The sequence below is a fragment of the Microcystis sp. LE19-10.1B genome (assembly GCF_027530565.1).
Classification (GTDB): domain Bacteria; phylum Cyanobacteriota; class Cyanobacteriia; order Cyanobacteriales; family Microcystaceae; genus Microcystis; species Microcystis aeruginosa.
This window is the reverse complement of record NZ_JAPZQM010000611.1, coordinates 1-21,281: the sequence shown is the minus strand read 5'-3', so window position 1 is coordinate 21,281 and position 21,281 is coordinate 1. Positions and strand designations below refer to the sequence as shown.

Here is a 21,281-nt window from a genome sequence, read left to right as displayed (position 1 = left end):
TGCTAATAAACATAGCAAAATTATAGATGATTTCCTGACCTAAGATCACATTTTATTCTTTTTTCCACTTCAATCTAAGAATTGAGAAAAAAGCAAAACCTTATATTATACCATAAAAAAATTATGCAAGAGGTCTAATATCGGACTATAGCGTTTCCTGTTCGCACGAGGTACATTATTAATGTTGAAAAGCTTAATTAGCAAAGGTTTAAGTGTGCCACACAGGCGTGAGAACCTTTATATACCCACTTTCCGCACTTCTTAACATTCAATTGATAATTTTTACTAATATATTTCTGACCACCCCTTACCAGTAAGGATTATAGCTACAATGATGGATTTTTATCAAGGTGAAGAATTGTAAATTTTTTTCTCAGAAAAAATCAATTATTGAAAATGTTCTCAATAGTAGTTTCTACAATGAAGGTTTTTTGTCAAAACATCTTGGGGAATGTATAGCACTTTTCACGTTACTGAGGTATCGACAAGTTTTGCCAACAAAGGGCTTAAGCCCCTTGCCCATACCTCATTCTGATGAAAACTGCTATAAAAATACATAAAAGTATATGAAGATGTGCGGAATGTCGGATTTAGGCGTTGCTGATTTGAGATATGAATCTTCTTTTCTGGTATTTTTAAAACCTAGAGCCAAACTAACTTTTGCATCTGATGCAAAGTTGGCATTCATACCTTGATTCAGCAACGCCTAAACTGGTACAAGTGTATGAACAGATGCCTGTAAGCATCGCACCGAAAAACTAATGCGCTCCGGGGTTTGGGGAGTAGAACCCCCTAAAGATTGGGATTGAGTGATAAAATCGGAAATAACGCCCAGTTTTAGCGGAGAGTTTCCCTTTCAAAATCCCAACTCAGTAGATTGACAAAAATTGAGCTGCGGCCTCAGTTCTGATCACCGATCACTGAAATCGCCAAAATTAAGCGACAATGTAAAGTAAGGTAAAACTTTCTGGACAAATTCTTATTATGGTGTTATTCGGATTCGGAAAAAAATTAACTTTGCCCACCGTAAGGGAGGCCCTACCCGGGCGATCGGAAAAAATGCCCGTACCTAGCACCCACTACGTTAACGGTCATTCTTTGCAGCCCCCCTTCCCTGGCGGTATGGAAACCTCAATGTTTGGTTTAGGCTGTTTTTGGGGAGCAGAGCGTAAATTTTGGCAATTAGAAGGTGTTTACACCACGGCCGTAGGTTATGCGGCTGGTATCACCCCTAATCCCACCTATCAGGAAGTGTGTACCGGCATGACTGGGCATAATGAAGTGGTCTTAGTGGTCTATGATCCCAGTGTGATTTCCTACGAACAACTGTTAAAGGTTTTCTGGGAAAGTCATAATCCCACCCAGGGAATGCGTCAGGGTAATGATACGGGGACTCAGTATCGATCGGGTATCTATACCTATAGTCCCCAGCAAAAGGAATTAGCGGAAAAATCCCGATCGATCTACCAAGAAGCCCTCAATAAAGCGAACTACGGTCAGATTACCACGGAAATTCTCGACGCACCTGAATTTTATTATGCTGAAGTTTATCATCAGCAATATTTAGCGAAAAATCCCGGCGGTTACTGTGGTTTAGGGGGAACGAAAGTGGAATGTCCGATCGCTCTTAATCTGAAGTTAAATTAAGTAGGGTTAGGAGTCAGTTATCAGTGATCAGTGATCAGTGATCAGTGATCAGTTTTCAGTTTTCATTCATAATTTATCATTCATAATTTATAGCGTTTCCTGTTCGCAAGAGGTACATTATCGATGTTGAAAAGCCTAATCAGCAAAGGTTTAACTGTCACACCCAAGTGTGAGAACCGCTATATCATTCAGATCATAAAATATCTTTTCTTTTTTGCAACCAATAGGTAAGGAGAAAATAAATAAGGGAATGAAGAATTAAAACTCCCCAATTCAATAACAAATTATTGATAGATAATTGATAAACTTGATTGGTATCCTCAAAGGGTAAAGGGATATTAAAGTCATTTTTTTCTTTCGCTTCTGCAATCATAGCTTCCACCTCTACTAATACCCCGTAGGCACCAATCGACCAGCGACTAATCATCAACCATGATAGATATTTTCCCAGACCTTCTAAGTTAAATAATACCCCAGCAAAGATAATCTGAGGAATTAAAATTAAAGGTAATGCGCTATTTGCTTGAGTGATATTACTAACGCCAGCAGAAATTAATAAACCGAGATTAATTGCCGCAAATATAGTTAAAAATGTGGTAATAAAACAGCCAATTAACCAGGTCATTAATTCTGGTTGCGGGTCAGTAAATCCCCAAAATATCACGCAGGTAATTACAATTGTTTGCAGAAAAGCTAAGGCTGCTAAAACCAGAATTTTCGAGAATAAATAGGGTAATAATCCCAGATTAACTAATCTTTCTCGCTGATAAATGGCTGATTCTTTGACAATTTCCTGTAGGGAACAGGCAAAACCTACCCACAATTCCGCGCAGGTAAAAACAAAGAGAGTTTTTAAGGCTAAAGTTGCCGATTCGATAGCATCTTCAGTCCCAGCATTATCTCCCAAAAATAAAGGATCTTTGTCCCCTAAAACCATGGCCATTAAAAAAATTCCGATCGGGGCGGTTAATAGGTATAAAATTAAACTAAATTGATCACGGATAATTAACTTGCTATACCGTTGACATAAGACCTGTAGTTGTTGCCAAAAAGATTGTTGAACCTGTTGCGGTTTACTATTATTTTGCTGAAATATTTTACCGATTCTTGCTTCAATATTATTTTTGTAGTAGTCGGATTGTTGGAAACGTTGACATTCTTGCTCAACTTTTTCGCTAGTTTCCAGATGAATATAAATATCGGCAAAATCCCCCTGAGGTAAAGAGAAAAAATTTAAGGCCTCCCCCGGAGAACCAAAATAACATAAATTGCCCCCTTGACCGAGAAAAACTAATCGATCGCAGAGATTGATATTATTAGTAGCATGGGTGACTAGGAGAATTGTTCTGCCTTCTTTGGCCAATTTTGCCAGCAATTCCATCATCTTTTTATCTAAACCGGGGTCTAATCCCGAGGTGGGTTCATCTAAAAAGAATAATTTGGGATTGGCTAATAATTCTACCGCAATACTTACCCTTTTTAATTGACCACCGCTTAAGTCTTTGACTAAAGTATTTCTTCTTTCTAACAATTCCACCTGCTCCAGGGTTTTCTCGATCACTTCTTGGCAATTAAGATCCGGAGGTAGCCTTAATTTAGAAGCATAATACAACACTTCTCCCACAGTTAAATCCCTGTGAACGATATCGTATTGGGGAACATAACCGATTTGGGTGCGATAGATATTAAAATTCTGGCGGAGGTCTTCCCCATTCAGATAAACAGTTCCCGAGGTGGTGGGTTCAATTCCTAATAAAGTCTTTAAGAAAGTCGATTTTCCCGCACCACTTCCCCCGACAATCGCCACTAATTGACTCGGTTCGATCGGTAAGGAGATATGATTGAGAATTATCAAAGGTTGTTTCTTTTTATCCCGCACCATCCTGACGATATCTTCGGCATCCAGACGGATATTATCCCCCGTATCTAATAAAACTAAGTCATCTCCCTGCAACCGAAAACTATAGGGGCCGATTCTCACCGTACAACCGTTAGTTAAAATGGCACTACCCGATACTTTTTCTCCGTCGATAAAGACTCCATTGGTGCTTTTGTCGTAGAGAATATAACGATTCTGGTTATCGCTATCGATAATCGCGTGTTGTCGGGAAATTGTCGGCGCGTCTAAAACCACAGTCGCGGTATTATCTCGTCCTAAAACTACACTGCGATTGCTTAGGGAAACCGATTTAAAAGCTAAAGGTGGGCTTTTTACCTGTTGGTTAGGATGATAATAGGTAATCTTGACCGAATTTTTGACATCTTGACCGATATGAATCTCATCCCCATTTTGTAAAAGATAGCCCTCTTTGGGAGTAATCACGCGATTGTTGATAAAAAGTTGATTGGAACTAGGATTAGTCCCGTCTCCATCGTAGATATAGTAATCATCTCCCTGACGACGAAAACAAGCTTGTACTCGACTCACCACCGTCCAGTGTTGGGGAACAACTAAATCCACCTGTTGACCATCCCGCCCCAATTTATAATTAGGACGACTCAGATTAATAGAAGGGAGAAATTCTCCCTGATTGTTAAGAATAATGTAGGGTTCTTGACTAATAACCGTTTTAATGTTGGGAGAATTGGTCATAAAAACTCGATCGGTAGATGGCGTTCGCGAGGGACAGTAAGAAGCTAAGATAGAATTGATGTCTCGATCGCTACTGTTAACCTCAGAGTCTGGAACGAACTCTAGAGATCATGTTAGTAAAACTTCTTAGGATCGATCGAGCTTGTCTAAATTCCTATTCCTAAGACCTATCCACAGGTTATCGTGCTGTTAGACGATGGTTACAACTCCTATTTCTCCTACCGCCAAGGTTTCTAAAGTCGAAGGTATCAAAGAACGCAGTAATTATCTACGAGAACCTTTGGCCAGTGAACTCCTCGAAGATACAACCCATTTTACCGATGCGGCGGTGCAGATCCTCAAGTTTCACGGTTCCTATCAACAGGATAATCGCGACAATAGAGCCAAAGGTCAAGAAAAAGACTATCAAATGATGTTGCGTACCCGCAGTCCGGGGGGTTTTATTCCCGCGCAACTATATCTTACCCTCGATAGTTTGTCCGATCGCTACGGTAACGGCACTTTACGGGTGACAACCCGCCAAGGCTTCCAATTACACGGCATTTTAAAGAAAAATCTCAAAGCTACCCTCGGGGAAATTATCCGCAGTATGGGATCCACTTTAGCGGCCTGTGGTGATGTTAACCGCAATGTCACTGCACCGCCAGCCCCCTACAAAAATCGCCCCGAATACGGCTATGCTTGGGAATATGCCAATAATATCGCCGATTTGCTCACTCCCCAAACTGGAGCCTACTACGAAATTTGGCTCGATGGCGAAAAAGTTATCAGTGCAGAAGAAGCGCCGGAAGTCAAGACCGCGAGACAAAAAGATACAAATGGGATTAACAAAAACGATCCCATCGAACCGATCTACGGTCAACATTATATGCCCCGTAAGTTCAAGATCGGTGTCACCGTACCCGGAGACAACTCCATCGATATCTACACCAATGACCTCGGTTTGGTGGTGATTACCGACGCAAACGGGGAATTACAGGGTTTTAACATCCTTGCCGGGGGTGGACTGGGAAGGACCCACAATAAGGAAGAAACTTTCCCCAGAATGGCCGATGCGATCGGTTATGTGGACAAAGAAAATGTGTACGATCTGGTAAAAGCGATCGTGGCAACCCAAAGAGATTACGGAGATCGCGGCGATCGTCGTCATGCCAGAATGAAATATATCCTCGAAGAATGGGGAGTAGAAAAATTCCGCAGCACTGTTGAGGGTTATTTCGGCCAAAAAATTGCCCCCTACCAACCCCTCCCCGATTGGAAATATCAAGACTTTTTGGGATGGAATGAACAGGGAGACGGAAAATTATTTTTTGGTCTTTCTGTGGAGAATGGCCGGGTCAAAAATGAAGGCAGTTTTCAGCTAAAAACCGCCTTAAAAGTGATTATCGAGCGTTTTCAGCTGCCCATGCGCTTGACGGCTAACCATAATATCATTCTCTACGAAATCGAAACCCAGGATCAACAAGCGATCGAGGCGATCCTGAAAGAACACGGAATTGTCACCAATCCCGCCGAAATTGACCCTTTAACCCGTTATTCCATGGCCTGTCCCGCTTGGCCTACCTGTGGATTAGCGATTACTGAGTCAGAAAGAATTTTACCCAGCGTGATTGAACGCATTCGCGCCCTGCTTAATCGCTTAGGATTAAGCAAAGAGCAATTTGTCATCCGCATGACAGGATGTCCCAATGGCTGCGCGCGTCCCTATATGGCAGAATTAGGATTTGTGGGTAGCGCTCCCAATTCCTACCAACTCTGGTTAGGAGGAACAGCCGATCAAACTCGACTAGCGCGCCCCTATTTGGATAAAATGGCGATCGATGATCTAGAAAAGGTCTTAGAACCGATTTTCGTTTACTTCCAACAGGATCAACAAAATAACGAGACCTTCGGAGAATTCTGTCATCGAGTCAATTTCCCTGCTTTACAAGCATTTTCAGCCACCTACACACCTAAAATGACCGAAACTACTACTACTGAATCAAAACCCAAACGCGTGCGTAAAAATCAAAACCGTGTCAGCGTCCCCGATGATATGTTTGTCCGTCTCAAGGAAGCTTCGGAAACGGAAAAACGGCCGATGAATCAAATCATCAATGAGGCGCTAGAGGCCTATTTCAGCCAAAAATCCTAATCAGTTATCAAGGTGGGACTTAACCCACCTTTTTTTAATTAGTATATTCATAGGGTCGGTCTGTCGAAAAAATCATAGTCCATCACATCATCTTGGTTACGCGATATGGTGCAACAATTGGGGCAGTTTCTCAACCCTCAAGCGGGAAGTATAGAGGAATATCAGAAGTTTTTATCAGAAGTCTTACAAGCAGAATATGACAGTAATAGCGATCCTACGGTGGTTTATCCTATCCTACAACGCGGTCAACATCTGTTAGATGATATCTTTGCCCAACTGTTGCAACAATGGGCTAGAAATGTGTTTTCTCAAAGGAAACCAGAAGAAGTGGCGGGTATTGTCGGGGTGATTCAGAATTTATGTGTTGATATTCAAAATTTTCCCTTGGGAAGTCGGGCTAATAATCTAGAAATCGCTATTACAGGCTATCAAACGGTTTTAGAAGTAAGAACCCGTGATGCTTTTCCTTATGAATGGGCAAGCGTACAAAATAATCTGGGGAATGCTTATAATAAGCGCATCAGAGGGGAAAGGGCAGAAAATTTAGAGTTAGCTATTGTTGCTTATAACCAGTCTTTAGAAGTCTGTACCCGTGATGCTTTTCCTGAAGATTGGGCAGTGATACAAAATAATCTAGGGACTGCTTATAGTGATCGTATTAGAGGGGAAAGAGCAGATAATCTAGAGTTAGCTATTGTTGCTTATAACCAGTCTTTAGAAGTCTATACCCGTGATGCTTTTCCTTATGAATGGGCAAGGTCACAAAATAATCTGGGTAATGCTTATAGTGAGCGCATCAGAGGGGAAAGGGCAGAAAATTTAGAGTTAGCTATTGTTGCTTATAACCAGTCTTTAGAAGTCTATACCCGTGATGCTTTTCCTTATGAATGGGCAAACACACAAAATAATCTGGGTACTGCTTATAGTAATCGCATCAGAGGAGAAAGGGCAGAAAATTTAGAGTTAGCTATTGTTGCTTATAACCTGTCTTTAGAAGTCTATACCCGTGATGCTTTTCCTTATGAATGGGCAAGGACACAAAATAATCTGGGTGCTGCTTATAGTCAACGCATCAGAGAGGAAAGGGCAGATAATCTAGAGTTAGCTATTGTTGCTTATAACCTGTCATTAGAAGTCCATACCCGTGATGCTTTTCCTGAAGATTGGGCAGTAACACAAAATAATCTGGGGTCTGCTTACATAAACAGAATCCAAGGAGACATAGTAGAGAATATAGAAACCGCAATTTTCTGTTATCAAGAAGCGTTAAAAATTCGTACTTTTGATGCCTTTCCTCTTGACTGGGCAACTACTAAAAATAATTTAGGCAATGCTTACAGTGAACGAATTAGAGGCAATAAAGCCGAGAATATCGAAAATGCAATTGTCTGTTATCAAGAAGCCTTACAAATTTATACCCGTCAAGCCTTTCCAAGAGATTGGGCAGAGACACAATATAATTTAGCCAATACTCTCAGAGAACGATTTAAACTTCTTGGTAAAGTGGCAGACATTCAACAAGCAATTAACTCTTATAAACAAGCTGGAGAAATTATTGAAAAAACCGAAGACAAAACCTTATATTTTAACTATTCCTATCAATTAGGAAAAGCTTTATTTGAGGGCGGATATTATACAGAAGCTATTGAACACTTAGAAAATTGTCAGCAACTTTATCAAAAACAAAAGGATATTAGTAGTTTGGCTCCAATTTTATTGGAACTTGCCCGTCTCTATCATCGCACTGGTAGGCTCGAACAGGCAAGACTTTATTTTAAAGATTCTTTACGTCTATTCCGTCGTTTAGGTGATCAAGATAATGTGGCTTCTGTGACAACTGCACTGGGCAATCTAGAAATACAAATTGGCAAGATTTCCCAAGCTTGTAGTCATTTAAAAGAAGCACAAACATATTATCAAGAAAACAATGATAAGGAACGACTAGAGGAAATTAATCATCTACTAAAAATTCTACAATCTGCTTAAAATGACAAGACTCAGCCGTTATCAATCAACTCTCAAAAAATGGGGACTTATAGAAAATCCTTTTCGACCAACTCCCCCCGATGATCCCGAAAAATTAGCAAAGATTTTTTATGGACGCGATCAAGTTTTAGATGTCGTTATTCCGACCCTCTATGAAGGACGTAATATCCTAGTTAGGGGAGCTTGGGGTATTGGTAAAACTGCTTTGATTTTTAATTTAATTCATCAGTTACAACAGGAAGTAGCGGAACTAAATGAAAAAATGTTAGTGCTTTATTTGAGTAGCATTCCTGGGGAAAGTTCCACGGAATTTTATCGTGCTTTATTATTAGCTGTAGCCGATAGTTTAGCGGATAGTGATCAAGAATCAAGAGACATTGCTAATACGCTTTTAGGGTATTCTATTCAACGTAATAAAACCACTACTGAAGGACAAGTTAAATTAGGCTTTTTATCCTTTGGCAAAAAGGAAGAATCCCCTGCTAATCAACTGACTCCCACCGCCAATGCTGACCCGTATCCTCTACTCATTCGGTTATTAAATAGAGCCGAAGAAATTTATTCTCGTATTGTTATTGCTATTGATGATTTTGACAAAAAAGATCCCATTGTTGTCCAGACAATTTTAGAAAGTAGTTTAGATCTCTTTCGGATGGGAAAACATCGGGGATTTATCATGACAGGAAGAGGCTTTACCGAGCTTCAAGAAGCAACCTTAAAAGCCCTTGGTATCTTTTCTGAAGATATTCCCCTTGAACCCATGAGTCAGGATGATTTACGTCACATTGCTATTAATTATCTTAATAGTGCCAGAAACGAACAGCGAAATGATACCTATCCTTTCACAGAGGAAGTCATCAATTTAATTACGGGTTACGCTCAAGGAATTCCTCGAGAACTGAATACTATCTGTGAAAAAGTATTACGGCAAGCTGCTTCAGAAGGATATGAAATTATTGATGAAACTGCTTTTTATTCAATTTGGCAAATCCTTCAAGAACACTTTACTTATTCCTTACGTCCTGAGTTTCGTCATTTATTATACGTTGCTCATCAAGCCGGTGGCATTAGTGAGAATATTTCTGATCAAACTTTGGCTAAACTTGATGCTATAACCTTTGTTGCTCTCTTGCCCCAACTTAAATCGATGGAAGAACAAGGATTATTAATTCGTCAAGAAGATCAAAGCGGTTTTCGTTTTGTTCCTTCCCAATTATTTCAACCTAAGTTACCCCCTGAGTCTCAGTCTGAGTAAATAATAAATAGCTCCTTCGATGTACAAGGTGAGCGCATCTCAAACGCTATTAACAATTGAGATGGCAAATTCTCCTCAAATATGCCTGAATCGTGGGTAAGCAACTCACATAAAGTTCATTTTGTCAAGGATCCTTAAGATGCGCTTACCCTGAAGTAGCTATAAGCTCACAGCCATTTTTTATTTAGGGTTGGCTGAATAAATGTGAAATATAGACGAGGTAAGGGGTTTGGGGGACTGTTTGGCCAAGCAGCTGCAAGATTTTCCAGCTAGTGGCTCAAAAACCTGGCATCTTGAGCGGCGATCGCGTCCTGTCGGGGCGAAGCATTTGGCATAACCTATCGCTGAAACCGTAGATTTTCTATCCGAATGCTTCGCCCCTACTTTTTCAGCAAACCCTATCTATCGGCCAACGGAATCAAGTGGCGAGCGATGGCCCATGACTTGCCAAGATGACAGAGCGTCTATAGCTATTTTTCGGGGTTGGAAAGGGGACGGTACTGATAGCATTTTTCAAAAGTAATGGCAGATATGGTTAATTGCCCTCACCCCCCCCTGCCACCCCGATGTGGGGGGTTGGAGGGGCGCGAGAGGGGTGTAGAATGCCTGCCATGAATAAAGAAAAATGGGATAACCTCATCCCTAAACCTTATTGCCGATTCCATCCAGGAATACTGTTAGGAAGTGAAAATTTATGTCACAATGACTCTATAAGGGCGATTTTTTAGTGATCGCCGAGGCCGTCTATTAATCGAATCGATGTCTTTGAAGAACGTAGCCCCAAACCGGAAACCTGACTTTCCTTTCCCATTCTTGCCACTGCTAGCGGAATTTTTCTCCCTTTTGTGTTATCCGCGGGAATTTTTGAGCTATTGCTGAGATTGGCATTTTGTCACTTCCCGTTAGTTGAATTCAACAAAAGAAGCTGTTTAGGAGCAATTTATGTTACACCGCAAGATTTATCAATTCTGTATGGATGGTCAGGAAGTCTGCATTTTCTTGCGCGATCAGCAAAGATGGATTGATAATGCTCGTATTGTCGATCTAGAAAGCGATCTCGTCACCATTCGCTACGAAACAGAAGAAGAAGACGAAATTAGTTCTTGGGAAGAAATGGTGCGTTTAGAAAGTATCGGTGCGGTGAGCAGAAAACTGGCATCGGTGTCGCGGACGAATCCTGATATTAATGTCTCGGAAGATTGTCCGGAAGCAGAACAACTTTATCCCCATTCTCCCGATAGCTTAGATTAATTTTGTCGATTTAACTGACAGTGGCTAGAAGTCCCGCGGTTTTAACCATGGCCAAGGGACTTTTAGGGAATGGAAGGGAAGAGAGCCAGTAATAATCACCACTTGTTGTAAAATTATCCTAAGTAGTTGTGCAAAATTAATTTCTTGGTTAGGATAGGCAAAAGGCAAGAAGTAGTTAGATATGTGTAATTGATTGTGTCTAGCTACTTAAAAGCCGCCAGATTTTCTCTATTATAAGCTGGAGGAGCAAAATGAATTCTAATCCCTACTTCGCTGGCAAGGATATCTATCAAAAATTTGTGGCAGTAGTAATAGTTTTAATTAGTTGTTGGTTAGTGACTTTTCCGGCCTGCGCCGGATCCGCCCCTCTAGAAGTTAAAATTAGTCTAGGCTCCGGCCAAGGAGAATTAAAATTCTTTCCTAGTCAATTAGACTTTATTGCTGGACAAAAATACAAATTAATTCTCGATAATCCCAGTCCCACTAAACATTATTTTACCGCTAAAGACTTCGCCGATGCTAGTTGGACGCAGAAAGTTGAAGCGGGAAAAGTGGAGATTAAAGGGGCAATTCACGAACTAGAATTAAAACCTAATGCACAGGCAGAATGGGTAATAGTTCCTCTCAAAACTGGTAAGTATAAATTAATCTGTACTATTCCGGGTCATGCCGAAGCGGGAATGGTGGGAGAAATCGCCATTAATAACCCATGAATTTAAGAAAAATTGTCTCCTTTGCTTTCCTATTATTTATTCCCCTATCGGTGGTCGCTAGTCGTCTTAATTGGGGAGATCAAGCTATTTTTATCACTGCCGCTTTATCGATCATTCCCCTGTCAATTTGGTTAAGTACGGCCGTGGAAAGAGTTGCCGTAGTCACCGGGCCAACTTTGGGAGGATTAGTTAATGCTATCTTCGGCAATACTACCACTTTAGTTATTGCCTTAATTGCCCTAAAAAAAGGCTTGGTGGACATCGTACAAGCCAGTATTACCGGTAGTATTCTCAGCGATTTATTATTATTTATGGGCATGGGAATGCTCACGGGAGGTATTCGCTACAAAGAGCAGGAATTTAAACCGATTTTAGCCCGGGTAAATGGTTCTTCCATGACTTTAGCAGTAATAGCGATCGCTTTACCAACTTTGGTAATATATACTTCTAACGTGGTGGAAGTTGCCGATATTCTCAGTCTTTCCCTAGTCACCGCCACGGTTTTATTAATAGTTTACGGGTTAACTTTATTATTTTCCCTCAAAACCCATAGCTATCTCTACGAAGTGGGATTAAGTAATGAAAATACCCCCGACAATCAGGTTAGTGAGGAAGAAAAAGCTCAAGTCTGGATTTGGTTACTTGTGCTGCTTACTTCCACCGTAGCTGTAGCTTATGAGTCGGATTTATTTGTTGATGTAGTGGAATCGGTGATGGAAGGATTTAATCTCACTCCTCTCTTTATCGGGGTGATTTTCATTCCTTTAATTAGCGATGTTTCTGGAATAGTTACCGTCACTCAATTAGCCCTAAAAAATCAGATGGATTTAACGGTTTCCGTGGCGATGGGGGATAGTTTATTGGTGGCTTTATTCGTGGCACCTTTATTAGTTTTTATCGGTCAATTTTGGCAGCAACCGATGGATTTAAATTTTAATCCCTTTAATGTGGTGGCTTTAATTGTAGCGGTGGTTGTCACTAATTTAATCAGCTTTACCGGTCGTTCCAATTGGTTAGATGGAACCCTATTACTAGCCACCTATTTAATCTTGGCAGTGGCTTTTTATTACCATCCCGCCTAGCCAAAAAAGAGATTTAGGTATTTTCTGAGATTGGGTGCATCTCATTTTTGTAAATCTACTAAGTTGGGATTTTTAAGGGGAAACTCTCTGCTAAAGTCGGGCATTACTTTCGATTTTTTCCCTCAATCCAAGCTTTTGGGGGGTTCTACCCCCCAAACCCCTAGGGTTGATTCATCGTAGGGTTGATTCATCGTAGGGTTGATTCATCGTAGGGTTGATTCATGAATCAACCCTACCCAAACCCCCCGTTGGGGGCGTGGCGCCGCCCCCAAACCCCGGAGCGCATTAGCTTTTCGGTGGGATGCTTACAGCCAGCTGCTGATATATCTGTAATAATTTAAGAGTTACTAATAATTGCTGATTGTCGGTATTTCTGCAAATGTGAGATTCACTCCTGAGATTTCTGTCTTAGAATGGATTGGTATCACCTTACTGCCGCAGGATTGCTGATGATGAAAAGAGGGTTTTGGTTTGTCGTCGGGTTAGTAGTAACGATAATTCTGCTTCCTTCCCTAGTTCTTTCTAATTCCATCGGTGAACAGGGAATTTATGCCGATCGCCTGCGGGCGGAACCCTATAATTTATTAGGGCGAAAAATTGCCATCGGTCAAGTGGAAATCGGACGACCGGCTCAGTTCGGTTATGATAAAGTGGCAGCTTGGCAGCCTCCCTATAAATTAGCTGGTGTTTTTTTTCGCGATCAAATTGCCAAACCCAACACCTATCTCGATAATCACGCCGCTATGGTGGCAACAGTGATGGTCAGTGATGATAAAAAAATCCCCGGAGTTGCCCCAAAAGCGAGATTATATTCGGGGGCGGTGGGTTCTTTGCGACGCGGCGGACAACCGGAAGAATGTCTGGCTAGTCAAAATATTGCCCGACAAAATAGCGGTGATGTGCGGGCGATTAACTTTAGTTTTGGGGAATCTTTGCAAAGAGATCAAAGACAGGAACCAAAATTAGATGGTCAAGCTTTATTAACTCAATGTGTTGATTGGTCATCGCGAGTTGATGATGTTCTTTATGTAATTGCTGGTAATCAAGGTAAGGGAGGAATTCCCATTCCCACCGATCATTTTAACGGCATTACTACCGCTTATACAGCGACAAGAGAAGGAAAATTCACTAAAGTTGATTTTGCTAATATTAGTGCTTTGCCAGTGGGTATTGGTCGCAGTTTAATTAAACGGGAAATTAATGATGGTTTGCGGCGGTCAATTAATTTAGTTGCCCCCGGCAATAAAATAGAGCTTTATGACCTCAAAGGTAAATTAAATACTGTTAGTGGCACCAGTTTCGCCGCTCCTCATATTACAGCATCCGTGGCACTTTTACAAGAATACGGCGATCAACAAATTAATCAAAAAAATCCCCATTGGAGCGTCGATTCTCGTCATCATCAAGTGATGAAGGCAGTAATGCTTAATGCTGCCGATAAAATTAAAGATACGGGGGATGGGTTACGGTTAGGTATGAGACGGACGGTCTTAACTAAGGATCAAAAAACTTGGTTAGAGTCCGATGCTTATAAAGATCCGAAAATTCCTTTAGATATGCAGATGGGGACGGGACATCTTAACACTTTTCGCACCTACACACAGTTTAGTAATGGTCAATGGTCTGCCGCAGAATCTATTCCTCCTATTGGTTGGGATTACGCTACAGTTACCGCTAATGGTTATCAAGATTATGCCCTAGAGAAGCCCTTAAAAGCTAATAGTTTTGTTTCGATAACTTTGGCTTGGGATCGTTTGGTAGAACTAATCGATACTAACCGCAATAATCTCTATGATATCGATGAAAGTTTCCGGGATCGCGGACTGAATAATTTAGATGTTTATCTTTTACCTGCCCAGGAGGATAATAATGCTAAATACACCTGTGCTTCCCTGAGTGATAGTGATAGTTTAGAGCATATTTTTTGTCCTGTACCCATCTCTGGAAACTATAAAATTCGCGTTCAATATCGTCAACAAGTTAACGAGAAAGAACAAGCTTTTGCTCTCGCTTGGTGGACGGTTCCCGAATAATAAAAATGATAGTAAATCCTGTTTAAAAAGTATAGGAGAGTGGGAAGATGGGAGCGAGTTTTTAAAGTTCGATTGGCAGCTAACGGACTTGGTATAATTTAAATACCGAACAGTCTCTAAGATACACCTCGTTTTCTTTTCGGGATAACATCGTCGGGGATTCCCCAATAGTTTGATGCTTGAGACATATTATATAGCAATAAGTCTTCGGGCATTTTTTCTAAAATAACTCGGTTGAGATTAGCGGTATTGATATTCATTGCTCCCATCACAGAAGAGCCAAGTTCTTTCGATAATAGCGGAATAACCGCGTTACCAATCTCACGAAAACCATGCCATATTGTGCGGTGAAACTGAAACCAATCGGGGAATGTATGTAATCTGGCGGCTTCTCGTACAGTAATACAACGAGGAATAGAATAGTGAATGGGTCTAGGAGCAGTATAGGCCCCTTTGTCACTATTAGTTCCGGCCCGGAGAGTATTACATAAACCAGTGGGAGAAAGCTTTAAAAAGCGACTTTTTGGTTCCACTGTACCCGGTTCGGTTACGATAAATCTATCAATTGATCTTTGGGTATGAACTGAGCCTATATGTCCATAGATTTTTGTATCTACTGTTCTTTGATGACAAAGTTTAAAAATATCCCCTGGCTGCACTGAATATTTTTTCCTCTTACCACTATAATCTAATTTTGATGCAGGTATGCCTAAATCAGTATCGATAAAGGCCGGTATTAATTCTAAATCTGAAATCGCATCATAGACGCTGGTAAAAGCTGATTTTTTGGCTGAGTTCAAATCGACGGTCTTGGCTAAGGGATATTTAGCCATCGTCACGTCTTTTCGACTACCAATTAAGATTAATCTTCTGCGCTTTTGTGGTGCGCCATATTCACTGGCATCAAGGATTTTAATTGGCTGATTAATTGTATAGCCAATAGCTTCAAATTCAGAGATTAACTCCTCTAAAAATTGTTTATGTTTACCCGTAGCCATGCCGGGGACATTTTCAAAAATAAAATACTTGGGTTTAATTTCCCCTACAATCCGCAGATATTCAAATACTAGAGAATTTCTAGGATCATCTATTTGTCGTTTACCAATCAGTGAAAAACCTTGGCAGGGGGGTCCACCGGCAATTAAGCTAACATCGGTGGCATAGCCTTTTAGTTTTAATAATTCCCATATTTCTCTACTTGTTACTTTGGCTATATCCCGGCAAATAGTTTGACAATAGGGAAAGTTAAAATGATGAACCAAGGAATGGACTGCATCAAACTCCACCGCTACAGCAATATCAAATCCCGCCGCTTCTAGACCAAGGGACATCCCACCGCAGCCGGCAAATAAATCGATCGCAATTGGTCTATGTTTCACTTTGATGATTAGCTCTCTATTGTCTGCCTTTCATTATACTATATTTCTGATATAGTTAACACTTTAAGTTTTATTAAGAGTGCAATTACTTGAGCAAGTTAGTAATCAATTGATCGACTTTCTCTAATTCTTGAATAATTTGTTTAACTCTTTCTAATTCGTCGGCAGGGTTAGGCGTTTTTTTCGTTTTTATTGCCGAAGAATGAGCGATTTCACCGCGTTATTCTCCAAAAGTATCCATATTTAGTAACCAAACTTGATCTAATTCATCACTATCGATGCCGATTGGTAAGAGTAATTTTAATAGGTTAGTTTCCTTAATCCCATGATTTTGATCGATAACTGATTTAAAACATCTAATCGCTATGTCAATTTTTTTAGTTATTTTTAGTTTATCTTCAGGCAGATTTTTCTTACCTTTAAGAGGAGTAAGGGTGTCGGGAGGAGCTGCCATTTCTTGACCAGAAAAAGCGATTACACATAACAAAACTCGACCAGCTTTACCTTGATTATCCCAGATATTTTTTGCTGTCTGTACTGTATCCCAAACTCGATCTTCAAGATAAGATTCAATCTCAGCATGAGCAAAAACTCGATAGGCAAAAGTTAAAGCTAATTGTCTTTCAGAATATTCATTTATCTCGCTAAATTTACGAGGTAGGAATTGTTTTTTTAGTCGATTCAATTCTTTGGTTAGTTGTCTAAATCTTAGAGATTTCGGCATAGTAAAAAAACTAACTATCTTAACCCCTTAAAAATAATACGATTGTCTTCCATCTGAGGAATATTGAAGTTAATATCTAATACTTTTGATAAAGCTTGACCCCATAAATGAAAACGATTGTAAGTTGCTCTAATACTTTTAGTAGTTTTTTCTACCGAGTTCCTAAATTCATTGTCAGGGTTAGATAATAATTCTTTAAAAGCATTTTCTATCTGTTCTTTGTTTTTCTCGGCAGCTGCTCTAATTAGATCATCGCAAAAGTAAAAAACCATCACATCTAAAATTGCTCGATTGAACTGACTTCGATAAGTTGCCGATTCAGGCAGCCAGAGACGGGAAAAGTTTTTCTCTCCAAAAATATTAATTGTTGTTTGGACAGCTTTTTCAAATTGATCAACAACATTGATAATTTCATCTGAGCGTTTTTCCCATTCTTGATTGAAATTTTGACAGGTTTTATCTAGAAGCATCTGAACATCACCTCGATAATCGGATAAATAATAATGAAAAGCTACATAACGCAATAGTATATCAGTGTCGCGCATCCGGAAATCGGGATAGGAAGATTTAAATATTTTCTTTAATGCTTGACTTTCGATCGCTCGATCATCTAAAAAATTAATAAAACCTCCTGGGTGTAATGCTTGTCTTAATTCTTGAGAAGACAAAGGGGTATTTTCCAGATTGAGACGCAGAAAAATTTTATGGAGGAAACTCTCCGTTTTCCAATTACGGATAACAATCGTGCGGATAGTTTGATTATCCAGTTGGTCTAAGAAATCATTTAAATTGAAGTCATTTTTTAGATCTTGATATTGGCAGCCATTGAGATTATCTAAAAATTCTAAATCTTTTAAAGTAAAACTATTATTAGGTGTGTCACTGTCACCATAAAACTGTAAAATTGTTAGTAGGCGTTGTTTGCCATCAAGAACGATAAATTTCCCTTTTTCCTTATTATTAGTAGCTAAGACAATCTGTGGGACTGGAAACCCTAGAATTACGGATTCAATAAATCGACTTTTACGAGTAATACTCCAAGCATCTCGTCTTTGAAAGCGCGGATTGAGTTGAATATTTTCTCGAATTAATTGATCGCGGATCGTTGCGGTAGTCCAATCACTTCCAGCAACAACAGTCTCGGAGATTTCTTTGAGTTGTAGCTTTTTTTGGTTTGCTGATTCTCCTTCAATATCTTCTTCTTCTTCCGCAAAATCCACCGCTTCTATTTCTTCCCACATCTCTAACTGTGCCATGGTAGTAATTAATCTCCTCAATTGTCTATTCTGCAAAAATCCCGCCCCAATATTTGGACGGGACTAACAATCAATCAATAATTCAATACTACTCCCATTCTATAGTTCCGGGAGGCTTAGAAGTAATATCATAAACCACGCGGTTAACTCCCTTAACTTCATTGACAATACGATTAGAAATTGTCTCCAATAAATCATAGGGAACCCGGGACCAATCGGCAGTCATTCCGTCTTCACTGCTGACTAAACGTAGGACAATGGGATAAGCGTAGGTGCGTTGATCTCCCATCACTCCCACACTGCGGACAGGCAATAAAACCGCGAAAGCTTGCCAGAAATCGTGATACATTCCCTGCTTATTAATCTCGTCGCGCACTACCCAATCTGCATCGCGCAAAATATTTAATTTATCTGCGGTGACTTCCCCTAAAATGCGAATCGCTAAACCGGGGCCGGGGAAAGGTTGACGACGAACAATTTCTTCCGGAAGACCGATCGATCGACCTAATTTTCTCACCTCATCCTTAAATAATTTTCGCAGGGGTTCGACTAATTTAAACCGGAGATTTTTCGGCAGTCCACCAACGTTATGATGACTTTTAATTTTAACCGCGACTCTTTCCCCGGTTTTGGGATCCACATTACTATCGGCCGATTCAATCACATCGGGATATAAAGTTCCTTGGGCCAGATAATCAAAGGGTCCCAAACGATTCGATTCTTCTTCAAACACCTGAATAAATTCATGGCCGATACGACGGCGCTTTTCCTCGGGATCCGTGACACCGGCCACTTGCGCTAAAAATCGCTTTCTAGCGTTGACATACTCGACTCTAATATGGAATTGCTCGTTAAATATCTGCATTAATCGTTCTGGTTCACCCTTACGCATGAATCCCTGATCGATAAACATACAGGTTAGTTGATCACCGATCGCTCGATGCAAGAGGAATGCTAAGGTAGAGGAGTCCACACCGCCGGATAAAGCCAATAAAACTCGCTTATCGCCCACTTTTGCCCTAATTTCTCGGATCGATTCCTCGACAAAAGCTTCCGTGGTCCAAGTGGGTTCGCATTTGCAGATATGATAGACGAAATTGCGAATTAAGGCGATTCCTCCCACAGAATGGACAACTTCCGGGTGAAACTGCACTCCAAAGAGTTTTTTCTTGTGATCGGCAATGGCCGCACAATCGGTATTATCGGTATGAGCGAGAATTTCAAAACCCGCGGGCAATTCCACGCAGGAATCCCCGTGACTCATCCAAGCGGTGGAACCGTCCTCGACATTGGTTAATAAATCGGTAGGATCGTTGATAAATAGGGATGCTTTGCCGTATTCGGCCCGTTTTGCCCGTTCTACCCTGCCCCCTAACTGCTGTACCATCAATTGCATCCCGTAGCAAACTCCGAGGACGGGTACACCTAAATTCCAAATTTCGGGATCACAGTGGGGCGCTCCAGGATCATAGACGGAATTGGGGCCGCCCGAAAGAATTATTCCTTTCGGGTTGATTTGTGCCAATTGTTCGGCACTGGTACGATAGGAGAGAACTTCGGAGTAAACGTTCGTTTCCCTGATTCTGCGGGCGATTAATTCAGAATACTGGGAGCCAAAGTCAAGAATGATGATTATTTGACGATTAAGGCTATTAGTGAAGGACTCTGAGGGCAAAGTCTCTTGGGGGGTGGGAAGGGGGGTTTGAGTTGTCACTGCGATCAAAAAAAGAAACTGGCAGGAAAAAGTTAAAGATTTGTAAACTAAATCGGCTATTGTTCTGGAAATAAGCTACAATTGTATGGCCTTATTAGTTTCATTTTTTAAGACTAAATATTCCCACGATCATAGCACGGTCACTAGGGAGTGACTTGTAGATTTTGCAAAAATTTAAGGCCATTTTCGCTTTTGCTGATCAAAGAACGAGAGCGATCGAATAAAATACAACCGACCCTAAGATGACCGTTACTGTGGTTATAAACGTATTCTTGGCAACGGCGATCAATCGTATTAGCCATTTCTCCATAGATGCGTTCCACCCAATTATCTCCCGTTTGCCGGTCTAATTGACGCAGATATTCCAGACCGTTTTCGCTGGTGCTACTGTCAAAAATTTGCTGGAGATGGGGGGTAGCTAAACCCATTTTAGCGGCGTAGGCGGTAAGAATTTCCCGACGACCATCGGCGAGATGATGGTGAGTCTGAAAGATTCCCCCGGCAAGTTTAATTAATTTACCGTGATAACCAAACAAAAGAATTTCAGAGATTCCCTGTAATTGTGCCTCTAATAACATCGGCCCGATCCAATTGGCTGTTTTTACCAAAATATCAGGATTAATGCCCATTTGAGGGGCTAAATCTAAGCCATTTTCCCCGATACAAAACACCAAGCGATCGAAACGAAGAGATAAAATTTTTAATTGCTCGCGAAAGATTTCTAACTGTCCGGGGGCGCTGAGAGGTTGGGAAATGCCAGTGGTACCCAACAAAGATAATCCCTCTACCACCCCAAAAGCGGCGTTAGAAGTCCTTGTGGCCAGTTTTTTGCCTTCTGGAAGGATAATCGTCACTTTGAGGCTTTCTTGGGGCAGTAACAGGGGTCTGAGGTTTTCTTGCAGGAGACGCTGGGCATAACTATAGATAGCTGATTTTCCGCTATTATCAACCTGTAGGCCGATTCCTTCGCCGCCTTGAATCTCTATCTCTTGATTACCCGTCTTTCTTTCTACTAACGCCCATATAGGGGTATTTCTAGTTAAATCCAAATTGTCCCCCGGATCGCTGCGGGTGATGGCTAGGGCAGCATCGGGGTTCAGTCGGGCAACTTGTTCGATGGCAATAGTAACGGCTTCTGGCGGTTCTAAAAGATTAAAAGTAACGGAATTTAGCTCATTTTCGCCGTGGAGATGCTGGAGAGATGCGATCGCACTGGCACAGGCAAAAACTGGTAAAGTGTAACCCGAACGGGGTAGAGAGATAGACATGAATAGGGTCCATAACCAATCAAATTAGCGTGATCTGATTTTGACTCTCCCCCGCTAACCGCTCGCGCGGTGTAGCGGGGGATTCTCGGTTCTTAGGCTTTTAACTAGGGTCTGCTGAAAAAGTTTTTCCTAGGGGCAGGGTGTAGGGTGTGGGGTGTGGGGTGTGGGGTTTTACCCATTTTCATCGGGTAAATTACCTAATTTTCAGGGAAAAAGTCCCGGAATTTTCCCCCCGACCACTCCCAT

At 41.0% G+C, this 21,281-nt stretch carries 13 protein-coding genes and 1 pseudogene; 8 read left to right on the top strand and 6 right to left on the bottom strand.

The window, feature by feature from the left end; genetic code table 11:
* The first annotated feature begins 984 nt into the window (after window positions 1-984).
* Window positions 985-1,647: a peptide-methionine (S)-S-oxide reductase MsrA gene (gene msrA, locus O9332_RS22125; protein WP_288027451.1), complete on the top strand. Its 663-nt coding sequence runs from the start codon at window positions 985-987 to the stop codon at window positions 1,645-1,647.
* A gap of 193 nt (window positions 1,648-1,840) precedes the next feature.
* Here the strand turns inward: msrA and O9332_RS22120 are convergent, their stop codons facing one another.
* Window positions 1,841-4,240 (bottom strand): ATP-binding cassette domain-containing protein, encoded by a 2,400-nt coding sequence (locus O9332_RS22120; RefSeq protein WP_002757871.1) that lies wholly within the window; start codon window positions 4,238-4,240, stop codon window positions 1,841-1,843.
* A gap of 196 nt (window positions 4,241-4,436) precedes the next feature.
* Between O9332_RS22120 and sir the strand changes: the two genes are divergently transcribed.
* The 7 genes from sir (at window position 4,437) to O9332_RS22085 (ending at window position 14,694) form a co-directional block, all read left to right on the top strand.
* Window positions 4,437-6,374 carry a sulfite reductase, ferredoxin dependent gene (sir, locus tag O9332_RS22115; RefSeq protein WP_288027449.1) on the top strand — a complete coding sequence of 646 codons (1,938 nt, stop codon included), beginning with the start codon at window positions 4,437-4,439 and terminating at the stop codon, window positions 6,372-6,374.
* 105 nt (window positions 6,375-6,479) lie between these two features.
* Entirely contained in the window at window positions 6,480-8,360 is a 1,881-nt protein-coding gene (locus O9332_RS22110) for a tetratricopeptide repeat protein (RefSeq protein ID WP_288027447.1), read from the top strand.
* A 1-nt stretch (window position 8,361) separates the two neighbouring features.
* A complete protein-coding gene (locus O9332_RS22105; protein ID WP_288027445.1) occupies window positions 8,362-9,615 on the top strand; it encodes an ATP-binding protein in 1,254 nt (417 codons plus the stop codon).
* Between the two features lie 942 nt (window positions 9,616-10,557).
* On the top strand, window positions 10,558-10,866 hold the full coding sequence (locus tag O9332_RS22100; RefSeq protein WP_002757875.1) for a DUF6679 family protein: 309 nt from the start codon (window positions 10,558-10,560) through the stop codon (window positions 10,864-10,866).
* Between the two features lie 251 nt (window positions 10,867-11,117).
* The gene (locus O9332_RS22095) at window positions 11,118-11,579 is read left to right on the top strand and encodes a cupredoxin domain-containing protein (RefSeq protein WP_288027443.1); all 462 of its coding nucleotides are present in this window, start codon (window positions 11,118-11,120) and stop codon (window positions 11,577-11,579) included.
* Window positions 11,576-12,661 carry a calcium/proton exchanger gene (gene cax / locus O9332_RS22090; RefSeq protein WP_002798796.1) on the top strand — a complete coding sequence of 362 codons (1,086 nt, stop codon included), beginning with the start codon at window positions 11,576-11,578 and terminating at the stop codon, window positions 12,659-12,661. Before O9332_RS22095 ends, cax begins: the two co-directional genes overlap by 4 nt.
* A gap of 413 nt (window positions 12,662-13,074) precedes the next feature.
* On the top strand, window positions 13,075-14,694 hold the full coding sequence (locus tag O9332_RS22085; protein WP_288027440.1) for a S8 family serine peptidase: 1,620 nt from the start codon (window positions 13,075-13,077) through the stop codon (window positions 14,692-14,694).
* A 116-nt stretch (window positions 14,695-14,810) separates the two neighbouring features.
* Here O9332_RS22085 and O9332_RS22080 read toward each other — a convergent pair whose 3' ends face one another.
* From O9332_RS22080 to cbiD, 5 genes and pseudogenes are all read right to left on the bottom strand, one after another.
* On the bottom strand, window positions 14,811-16,073 hold the full coding sequence (locus O9332_RS22080) for a DNA cytosine methyltransferase (RefSeq protein ID WP_002757880.1): 1,263 nt from the start codon (window positions 16,071-16,073) through the stop codon (window positions 14,811-14,813).
* Between the two features lie 85 nt (window positions 16,074-16,158).
* Window positions 16,159-16,797 (bottom strand): annotated as a pseudogene (locus O9332_RS22075) (HEPN domain-containing protein).
* A 14-nt stretch (window positions 16,798-16,811) separates the two neighbouring features.
* On the bottom strand, window positions 16,812-18,053 hold the full coding sequence (locus O9332_RS22070) for a DUF262 domain-containing protein (RefSeq protein ID WP_288027436.1): 1,242 nt from the start codon (window positions 18,051-18,053) through the stop codon (window positions 16,812-16,814).
* An 88-nt stretch (window positions 18,054-18,141) separates the two neighbouring features.
* Window positions 18,142-19,767 (bottom strand): glutamine-hydrolyzing GMP synthase, encoded by a 1,626-nt coding sequence (gene guaA, locus O9332_RS22065; protein WP_043998919.1) that lies wholly within the window; start codon window positions 19,765-19,767, stop codon window positions 18,142-18,144.
* A gap of 143 nt (window positions 19,768-19,910) precedes the next feature.
* Window positions 19,911-21,035, bottom strand: a complete 1,125-nt coding sequence (cbiD, locus tag O9332_RS22060) for a cobalt-precorrin-5B (C(1))-methyltransferase CbiD (RefSeq protein ID WP_061432626.1) — start codon at window positions 21,033-21,035, stop codon at window positions 19,911-19,913.
* Window positions 21,036-21,281 lie beyond the last annotated feature (246 nt).

What these genes read in the sequence shown, in the direction of transcription:
- O9332_RS22120 (WP_002757871.1), bottom strand. Translation starts at nt 4,240, where the DNA reads ATGACCAATTCTCCCAACATTAAAACGGTTATTAGTCAAGAACCCTAC.
- sir (WP_288027449.1), top strand. Translation starts at nt 4,437, where the DNA reads ATGGTTACAACTCCTATTTCTCCTACCGCCAAGGTTTCTAAAGTCGAA.
- cbiD (WP_061432626.1), bottom strand. Translation starts at nt 21,035, where the DNA reads ATGTCTATCTCTCTACCCCGTTCGGGTTACACTTTACCAGTTTTTGCC.
- O9332_RS22085 (WP_288027440.1), top strand. Translation starts at nt 13,075, where the DNA reads ATGGATTGGTATCACCTTACTGCCGCAGGATTGCTGATGATGAAAAGA.
- msrA (WP_288027451.1), top strand. Translation starts at nt 985, where the DNA reads ATGGTGTTATTCGGATTCGGAAAAAAATTAACTTTGCCCACCGTAAGG.
- O9332_RS22110 (WP_288027447.1), top strand. Translation starts at nt 6,480, where the DNA reads ATGGTGCAACAATTGGGGCAGTTTCTCAACCCTCAAGCGGGAAGTATA.
- O9332_RS22105 (WP_288027445.1), top strand. Translation starts at nt 8,362, where the DNA reads ATGACAAGACTCAGCCGTTATCAATCAACTCTCAAAAAATGGGGACTT.
- O9332_RS22100 (WP_002757875.1), top strand. Translation starts at nt 10,558, where the DNA reads ATGTTACACCGCAAGATTTATCAATTCTGTATGGATGGTCAGGAAGTC.
- O9332_RS22095 (WP_288027443.1), top strand. Translation starts at nt 11,118, where the DNA reads ATGAATTCTAATCCCTACTTCGCTGGCAAGGATATCTATCAAAAATTT.
- cax (WP_002798796.1), top strand. Translation starts at nt 11,576, where the DNA reads ATGAATTTAAGAAAAATTGTCTCCTTTGCTTTCCTATTATTTATTCCC.
- O9332_RS22070 (WP_288027436.1), bottom strand. Translation starts at nt 18,053, where the DNA reads ATGGCACAGTTAGAGATGTGGGAAGAAATAGAAGCGGTGGATTTTGCG.